At 66.3% G+C, this 8,504-nt stretch carries 5 protein-coding genes; 4 read left to right on the forward strand and 1 reads right to left on the reverse strand.

What is annotated here, in order from left to right; translation table 11 throughout:
* Window positions 1-40: 40 nt before the first annotated feature.
* Window positions 41-1,060, reverse strand: a complete 1,020-nt coding sequence (locus BRAO375_RS12170; RefSeq protein WP_009027770.1) for an LLM class flavin-dependent oxidoreductase — start codon at window positions 1,058-1,060, stop codon at window positions 41-43.
* A 373-nt stretch (window positions 1,061-1,433) separates the two neighbouring features.
* Here BRAO375_RS12170 and metF point away from each other — a divergent pair, with 373 nt between their 5' ends.
* The 4 genes from metF to BRAO375_RS12190 all read left to right on the forward strand — a co-directional run bounded on the left by metF (window position 1,434) and on the right by BRAO375_RS12190 (window position 8,388).
* A complete protein-coding gene (metF, locus tag BRAO375_RS12175; RefSeq protein ID WP_009027771.1) occupies window positions 1,434-2,351 on the forward strand; it encodes a methylenetetrahydrofolate reductase [NAD(P)H] in 918 nt (305 codons plus the stop codon).
* Window positions 2,351-6,217, forward strand: coding sequence for a methionine synthase (gene metH / locus BRAO375_RS12180; RefSeq protein ID WP_009027772.1), 3,867 nt, complete (start codon window positions 2,351-2,353; stop codon window positions 6,215-6,217). The genes metF and metH overlap by 1 nt, the downstream gene beginning before the upstream one ends.
* Window positions 6,218-6,538: 321 nt before the next feature.
* Window positions 6,539-7,672 carry an ABC transporter permease gene (locus BRAO375_RS12185; RefSeq protein ID WP_009027773.1) on the forward strand — a complete coding sequence of 378 codons (1,134 nt, stop codon included), beginning with the start codon at window positions 6,539-6,541 and terminating at the stop codon, window positions 7,670-7,672.
* Window positions 7,669-8,388: an ABC transporter ATP-binding protein gene (locus BRAO375_RS12190; RefSeq protein WP_009027774.1), complete on the forward strand. Its 720-nt coding sequence runs from the start codon at window positions 7,669-7,671 to the stop codon at window positions 8,386-8,388. The genes BRAO375_RS12185 and BRAO375_RS12190 overlap by 4 nt, the downstream gene beginning before the upstream one ends.
* Window positions 8,389-8,504: the final 116 nt, after the last annotated feature.

Raw genomic sequence — 8,504 nt, forward strand, 5'->3', positions numbered from 1 at the left:
CCTTGCCCCGGAATGACGCCGAGGGATGGAGGGATGGCGACTACGCCGCTGCCTGCCGTTCCAGGCCAAAAGCATCCGCGAGCAGACTGTAGGAGCGCTTGCGGGCGTCGTGGTCGAAGATCGCGGTGATGACCATCAGTTCGTCCGCCTGGCTCGCCGCAATCATCGGATCGAGCTTGGCGCGGACCGTCGCCGGCGAGCCGACGAACAGACGCGAGCGGTTGCGCGCAATCGAGGCGCGCTCGGCGTCTGTATACGGGTAGGCCGCAGCCTCCTCGGGGCTCGGCAGCGGCAGGAACTGGCCGCGGTCGCGCCTGAGGCGATTGAGGTCCATCGACGACGCCAGCCGCTCGGCTTCCGCATCGGTCTCCGCGGTCACCACGGCCACTGCAAGGATCGCATGCGGCTGCGACCGCCAACGCGACGCGGTGAAATGGGCGCGATAATTGGTCATCGCGTCGATCGCGTCGTGATTGGCGAAATGATGCGCGAAGCCAAAACCCATGCCCATCTGCGCCGACAGCTCGCTGGAATAGTCGCTGGAGCCGAGCAGCCAGATCGGCGGCAGCGGCGCATCGTCGGGCATGGCGATGACGTTGTTGTAGGGATGGCCGGCGGGGAACTCGCGCGTCTCCCACAGGGTCAGCTCGTGCAGCCGCTCCAGGAAATCGTCGCCCTCGCGGCGGTCGAGCCGGCTCCGCAACGCATAGGCCGTGGTGCCGTCAGTGCCGGGCGCGCGGCCCAGGCCGAGATCGATGCGGCCGGGGAACAGCGCCTCCAGCATCTTGAAGCGCTCGGCGACCACCAGCGGCGCGTGGTTGGGCAGCATCACACCGCCGGAGCCGACGCGGATGTGCTTCGTCACGGCCGCGATCTGACCGATCATGATGTCAGGCGACGGGCTCGCCACCGAAACAAGGCTGTGATGCTCGGCAAGCCAGTACCGCACATAGCCGAGCTGATCGACATGACGCGCCAGGTCGATGCTGTTGCGCAGCGCCGCGGACGGCTTGGTGGCCGTGGTGGTGACGGAGAGGTCGAGGACGGAAAGCGGGATCATGGCTTCAACCTAATGACTGGGACGCCGGCCACAATGGGCCGGGCGCGCCGGTGATCTGCCGGAAATGCAGAGATAAGGCCGGGACTTTGGTTGGGACAGACGAGCTGTATACATTTTCTCGATCGCGATGTCCCACTCCCCTATTTGACGATTTCAAATCCACCCTCCACCCTTATCATTGTTTTAAATAGATTTTTTCTGCCCACACCAAGATCCACAATAGAGTGAGAAATTGCCTTTAGAGCGATCATTGTGGGACAAATCCCATTTCGAGTGGGCTGTTTATCGCGACGCACTTCCCCTATCTTGGCGCATCGAGAGGGCGATCTCCTCTCAAGTTGAAATTTACGCTCCACCGGGAACCTGCGCCGCCATGACCGACCTCGCCACCGCCATCACTGACGGACATTCCGCGATCCCCCGGCCGAAGATCTCGTTCGAGTTCTTCCCGCCGAAGACCGAGGAGATGGACCGGACGCTGTGGACTTCGATCGAGCGCCTGGCGCCGCTGGAGCCGAGCTTCGTCTCGGTGACCTACGGCGCCGGCGGCTCGACACGCGAGCGCACCCACGCCACCATCGCGCGCATCCTGCGGGAAACCGCGCTGCTGCCGGCGGCACATCTGACCTGCGTTGGCGCCTCTCGTGGCGAGATCGACGACGTCGTCGACCGCTATCACGAGGTCGGCGTCCGCCACATCGTGGCGCTGCGCGGCGATCCGCCCGGTGGCATCGGGACGCCCTACTCCACTCATGCCGAGGGCTATCAGAGCTCGCCCGAACTGGTGGCCGGCATCAAGAAGCGGCATCCCGACATCGAGGTCTCGGTCTCGGCCTATCCGGAGAAGCATCCGGAGAGCCGCGACTTCGACGCCGATATCGACATGCTCAAGGCCAAGGTCGATGCCGGCGCCACCCGCGCCATCACCCAGGTGTTCTTCGACAACGACGTCTACTTCCGCTACCTCGACCGCGTCCGCGCCCGCGGCATCGACATTCCGATCGTGCCAGGCATCATGCCCCTGCACAATTTCAAGCAGGCGCGCGGCTTCGTGAGCCGCAACGGCACCAGCGTTCCGGACTGGCTGGCCGAGAAGTTCGACGGTCTCGACGACGATCCCGAGACGCGTAAGCTGGTCGCGGCGACCGTTGCCGCCGGCCAGGTGCACAAGCTCGCCAAGCATGGCGTCGACACCTTCCATTTCTACACCATGAACCGCGCCGACCTCGTGTTCGCGATCAGCCATCTGCTTGGCATCCGTCCGAAGTCCGTCAACAAGGTCGCCGCCTGATGTCTGCTCCTGTTTCCACCGCGCGGTCCGCCTTCCTCGCCGCCGCCCGCGACCGCATCCTGATCCTCGACGGCGCCATGGGCACGATGATCCAGGCGCTGCAGTTCGACGAGGCCGCCTTTCGCAGCGAGCGATTCAAGGACTTTCATCGGGATCTGCGCGGCAACAACGATCTGCTGATCCTGACGCAGCCCGAGGCGATCGAGAACATTCACGCACAATATCTGCGCGCCGGCGCCGATGTCGTCGCCACCAACACCTTCTCGGCGACGTCGATCGCGCAGGCCGATTACGATCTCTCCGACATCATCTACGAGCTCAACCGCGAGGGCGCGCGCCTGGCGCGTAGCGCTGCTACGCGTGTCGCCGCCGAGGACGGCAAGCCGCGCTTCGTCGCCGGCGCGATGGGCCCGACCAACCGCACCGCCTCGATCTCGCCTGACGTCTCCAACCCCGGCTATCGCGCGGTCACCTTCGACGACCTGCGCCTCGCCTATGGCGAGCAGGCCCGCGGGCTGCTCGACGGCGGCGCCGACATCCTGCTGCTCGAGACCATCTTCGACACGCTCAACGCCAAGGCGGCGCTGTATGCCATCGCCGAGCTGTGCGAGGAGCGCGGCATCGACGTGCCCGTGATGATCTCCGGCACCATCACCGACAAGTCGGGCCGCCTGCTCTCCGGCCAGATGCCGGAGGCGTTCTGGAATTCGGTGCGGCACGCCAAGCCGCTGACGATCGGCTTCAACTGCGCGCTCGGCGCCGAGGATCTGCGCGCCCATGTCGCCGATATCGGGCGCGTCGCCGACACGCTGGTGTGTGCCTATCCCAATGCCGGCCTGCCCAACGAGTTCGGCCAGTACGACGAGACGCCCGCCTACATGGCGCGGCTGATCGGCGAGTTCGCGAGCGCCGGCCTCGTCAACATCGTCGGCGGCTGCTGCGGCACCACGCCGGACCACATCGCTGCGATCGCCGCAGCCGTCGCCCCGCACAAGCCGCGCGCGGTGCCGGAGATCGCGCCGCGGCTGCGGCTGTCGGGCCTGGAGCCGTTCGAGCTGACGCCCGCGATCCCCTTCGTCAATGTCGGCGAGCGCACCAACGTCACGGGCTCGGCCAAATTCCGCAAGCTGATCACCGCGGGCGACTACACGGCCGCGCTGCAGGTCGCGCGCGACCAGGTGGAGAACGGCGCCCAGGTCATCGACGTCAACATGGACGAGGGCCTCCTGGACTCGGAAACCGCGATGCGGACCTTCCTCAACCTCGTCGCCGCTGAGCCGGACATCGCCCGCGTGCCGGTCATGGTCGACTCCTCGAAATTCCACGTCATCGAGGCCGGCCTGAAATGCGTCCAGGGCAAGCCGGTGGTGAACTCGATCTCGTTGAAGGAAGGCGAGGAGAAGTTCATCCACGAGGCGAAGATCGCGCGCCGCCACGGCGCCGCGGTCGTGGTGATGGCGTTTGACGAGACCGGCCAGGCCGACACCTACCAGCGCAAGACCGAGATCTGCGCCCGCGCCTACAAGATCCTGGTCGAGCAGGTCGGCTTCCCGCCTGAGGACATCATCTTCGATCCGAACATCTTCGCGATCGCGACCGGCATCGAGGAGCACAACAATTACGGCGTCGACTTCATCGAGGCGACGCGCTGGATTCGGCAAAACCTGCCGCACGCGCATGTCTCGGGCGGCGTGTCCAACCTGTCGTTCTCGTTCCGCGGCAATGAGCCGGTGCGCGAAGCGATGCACTCGGTGTTCCTGTATCACGCCATCAAGGCGGGCATGGACATGGGCATCGTCAATGCCGGCCAGATGATCGTGTATGACGACATCGATCCCGAGCTGCGCCAGGTGTGCGAGGATGTCGTCCTCAACCGCGATCCCGGCGCGTCCGAGCGGCTGCTGGCGCTGGCGGAGAAATTCCGCGGCCAGGGCAAGCAGACCAAGGAGGCCGATCTCGCCTGGCGCGAATGGCCCGTCGACAAGCGCCTCTCTCACGCGCTGGTGCACGGCATCACCGAGTTCATCGAGCTGGATACCGAGGAAGCCCGCGCCAAGTCGACACGTCCGCTCGACGTCATCGAAGGCCCGCTGATGGCCGGCATGAACGTGGTCGGCGATCTCTTCGGCGACGGCAAGATGTTCCTGCCGCAGGTCGTGAAGTCGGCGCGCGTGATGAAGCAGGCGGTCGCCTATCTGATGCCGTTCATGGAAGCCGAGAAGGCCGCCAACAAGGGCCGTGCCAACGAACGCTCCAATGCCGGAAAGATCGTGCTCGCCACCGTGAAGGGTGACGTCCACGACATCGGCAAGAACATCGTCGGCATCGTGCTCCAGTGCAACAATTTCGAGGTCATCGACCTCGGCGTGATGGTGCCGGCCGCCAAGATCATCGAGACCGCGAAGGCGGAGAATGCCGACATCATCGGCCTCTCCGGCCTGATCACGCCGTCGCTCGACGAGATGGCCTATCTGGCGTCCGAGATGGAACGTCAGGGCCTGAACGTGCCGCTGCTGATCGGCGGCGCCACGACGAGCCGCGTCCACACCGCCGTGAAGATTGATCCGAACTATCAGGGCGGTCCGGTGGTGCATGTCAACGACGCCAGCCGCGCCGTGGGCGTCGCCTCGTCGCTGCTGTCGGCGGAGCGCAAGGACGCCTATGCGGCTGAGATCCGCACCGAGTATCAGAAGATCGCGGCCGCGCATCTGCGCGGCCAGGCCGACAAGAAGCGGCTGTCGCTGACGGACGCCCGCGTCAACGCGCCCAAGATCGATTTCGCCAAGGCGAAGCCGGTGAAGCCGACCTTCCTCGGCACCAGGACTTTTGTGGACTACGACCTCGCCGAGCTCGTGCCCTATATCGACTGGACGCCGTTCTTCCAGACCTGGGAGCTGGCCGGCCGCTTCCCGGCCATCCTCGACGATGCCAAGGTCGGCGAGGCCGCGCGGGCGCTGTATGACGACGCGCTGAAGATGCTGAAGCAGATCGTGGAGCAGAAATGGTTCACGGCGCGCGCCGCGATCGGCTTCTGGCCGGCGAACGCTGTCGGTGACGACATCGTGCTGTATGCCGATGACAGCCGCACCAAGACGGTTGCGACGCTGCACACGCTGCGCCAGCAGCTCGAGAAGCGCGAGGGCCGCTTCAATACGGCGCTGTCCGACTTCGTCGCCCCCGCCGGCTCCGGCGTGCCGGACTATGTCGGCGGCTTCGTCGTCACCACGGGGCTCGGCGAGGACGCGATCGCCGACCGCTTCAAGAACGCCAATGACGACTACTCCTCGATCCTGGTCAAGGCGCTGGCCGACCGCTTGGCCGAAGCCTTCGCCGAGCGCCTGCACGCCCGCGTGCGCCGCGAGTTCTGGGCCTATGCCCCGGACGAGACGCTGTCCGCCGACGACCTGATCCTGGAGAAGTACCAGGGCATCCGCCCTGCCCCCGGCTATCCGGCGCAGCCTGACCATACCGAGAAGGCGACCTTGTTCGAGCTGCTCGACGCCGAGACGAATGCCGGCGTGCGGCTCACCGAGAGCTTTGCGATGTGGCCGGGCTCCTCGGTCTCGGGCTTGTACTTCGCCTCGCCGGAGAGCTTCTATTTCGGCGTCGGCAAGATCGAGCGCGACCAGGTCGAAGACTACGCCGCGCGCAAGGGCATGACGGTGGCCGAAGTCGAGCGCTGGCTGGCGCCGATCCTGAACTACATCCCGGCGCGGGGTGGACAGCAGGCCGACACCACGGCCCGTACCGTCGCCTCGCCCGCCCCCGCCAACGACGCGGTCCCATCCGAACTCGCCAGCCATCCCGTCGGCTGCACCTGCGCAGTGCATCTGGCGTGGCGCAAGAAGGCCGTCGGCGCGAAGTAGACCGCGCGGCCTCCACACCGACAACTGTCGTCCCGGCCTTGAGCCGGGACCCATAGCCACCGTTCTCCCTTGCGAATCACGCTGGAGCCGCCGCCGTCACAAACCACGACGTCCTGTGGTTATGGGTCCCGGCGTTCGCCGGGACGACACCGAATATGACGTACCCGACTGGCTAACGCGACAGCCCGTCAAGGCCCCCGTGTCCCCCGCGCCACGACCGCCCCGAATGACAAAGCGCCACAGCTGACGGGGCCCGATCCAGCGTGGACATCGCCGCCATAACCGGCTGAAATGCCTGGGGGCGACGGGTGGTTTTGGTTCATGTCGTTGCAGTTCAGGCTTGCGTCGCGAAACCTGTTCCATGACAGGCTGCGCTTCATCGCGACCGTCATCGGCATCATCTTCTCGATCGTGCTGGTGACCGTGCAGATGGGTCTCTATGTCGGCTTCCGGCGCATGGTCACCACCATGATCGACCATTCCCCGGCGCAGCTGTGGATCATGCCGGTCGGCACCAAATGCTTCGAGGACCCGTCGCTGCTCGACGAGCGGCAGCGGTTCCGGGCGCTCGCGGTTCCCGGCGTCGCCGAGGCCACGCCGCTGGTCATCGGCTACGCGCAATGGCGGCTGCCGCAGGGCACGACGACGCCGGTGTTCGTGGTCGGCTCGGAGCTGCGCGGGCTCGGACTGCATCCGTGGAACGTGGTCGAGGGCCGGCTCGACGATCTCTCGGTGCCCGGCGCCGTCGCGATCGACCAGACCTATTTCGAGCGGCTCGGCATAACGGGCGTGGAGCAGACGGCCGAGCTGCGCGACCGCAAGGTGCAGGTGATGGCAGTGAGCAAGGGCATCCGGTCGTTCACGACCACGCCTTACGTGTTCACCGATGTCGAGCGTGCGCGGAGCTACACCGGGACGACGCCGAGCAAGGCGTCGTATCTGCTGGTGCGGCTCGCGTCCGACGCCGACCTCTGGAAAGTGCAGCAGGCGCTGCGCGACAGCCTGGGGAATGTCGAGGTGCTGACGGCGAGCGAGTTTCGCAACCGCAGCCGCTCGTTCTGGCTGTTCGGCACCGGCGCGGGCGCAGCGCTGTTCGCGGGTGCGCTGCTCGGGGTGATCGTCGGCACCGTGATCGTGGCGCAGACGCTCTACTCCAGCACCAAGGATCACCTCACCGAGTTTGCGACCCTGCGCGCGATCGGCTCGTCGAGCCGTTACATCTACACGGTCATCATCTGGCAGGCGCTGCTCAGCGCCATCGTCGGCTTCGCGGGCGCCGCGGGCATCGGCAAGATCGTGGCGGCCGCGACGGCGGAGTCGGCGCTCCCCGTGATCATGACGCCGGCGCTCACGGTCGCGCTGTTCATGCTGACGGTGACAATGTGCGTCGGCTCGGCGATCGCGGCGATCGTCAAGGTGATGCGCATCGATCCGGCCATGGTGTTCTCGCGATGACCGACGTCGTGCTCGAGGCCACCGATCTCGTCCATCACCTCGGCCAGGGCGCCGGCCGGGTGCAGGCGCTGAAGGGCGTGAGCCTGTCGTTGAAGGGCGGCGAGCTGGTGCTGCTGATGGGCCCCTCCGGCAGCGGCAAGACCACGCTGCTGTCGATCCTCGGGTGCCTGATGACGCCGGATTCCGGCACCGTGAAGGTCGGCGGCCAGGCCATCGCCGCACTCGATCCGGAGGCGCTGGCAAAACTCAGGCGCGAACGCATCGGCTTCATCTTCCAGTCCTATCATCTGTTTCCGACGCTCAATGCCGAGGACAACATTCGGCTTGCGCTCGACGTGCGCGGCGAGCGCGCGCGGACCGCGAAGCTGGCGGCACGCGAGGTGCTGGCGACGGTCGGGCTCGGCCACAAGCGCAAATCGTTTCCGCGCGAGCTGTCCGGCGGCGAGCAGCAGCGCGTGGCGATCGCGCGCGCCATCGTCGGCAAGACCCAGGTCATCCTCGCCGACGAGCCGACCGGCGCGCTCGACACCGCCAATGGCCAGGCGATCATGACCCTGCTCGCCGACATCGCCAGGGATCCCTCGCGCGCGGTGCTGGTGGTGACGCACGACCCGCGCATCCTCCCCTTTGCCAATCGCGTGGTTCATATCGAGGACGGCCGCATCGTCCGCGAGGAGAGCGGCGGTGATCAACTGAAGAAGGCTTCGAACGCATGAAGACGTCCGCGATCGCAAGACAGGCCTGTGCGCTGATGCTGGCGGCCACCGTCATCGCTGTCGCAGCGGCGTCGATCGCCCCCGGCGCGTCCGCCGCCAGTGCCCAGGAGGAGCGC

Origin of the sequence: Bradyrhizobium sp. ORS 375 (assembly GCF_000239775.1) — a bacterium.
GTDB lineage: Bacteria > Pseudomonadota > Alphaproteobacteria > Rhizobiales > Xanthobacteraceae > Bradyrhizobium.

Bases quoted from the DNA above. Each gene is read 5' to 3' on its own strand.
- BRAO375_RS12170 (WP_009027770.1), bottom strand. From the start codon at position 1,060: ATGATCCCGCTTTCCGTCCTCGACCTCTCCGTCACCACCACGGCCACC.
- metF (WP_009027771.1), top strand. From the start codon at position 1,434: ATGACCGACCTCGCCACCGCCATCACTGACGGACATTCCGCGATCCCC.
- BRAO375_RS12185 (WP_009027773.1), top strand. From the start codon at position 6,539: ATGTCGTTGCAGTTCAGGCTTGCGTCGCGAAACCTGTTCCATGACAGG.
- BRAO375_RS12190 (WP_009027774.1), top strand. From the start codon at position 7,669: ATGACCGACGTCGTGCTCGAGGCCACCGATCTCGTCCATCACCTCGGC.
- metH (WP_009027772.1), top strand. From the start codon at position 2,351: ATGTCTGCTCCTGTTTCCACCGCGCGGTCCGCCTTCCTCGCCGCCGCC.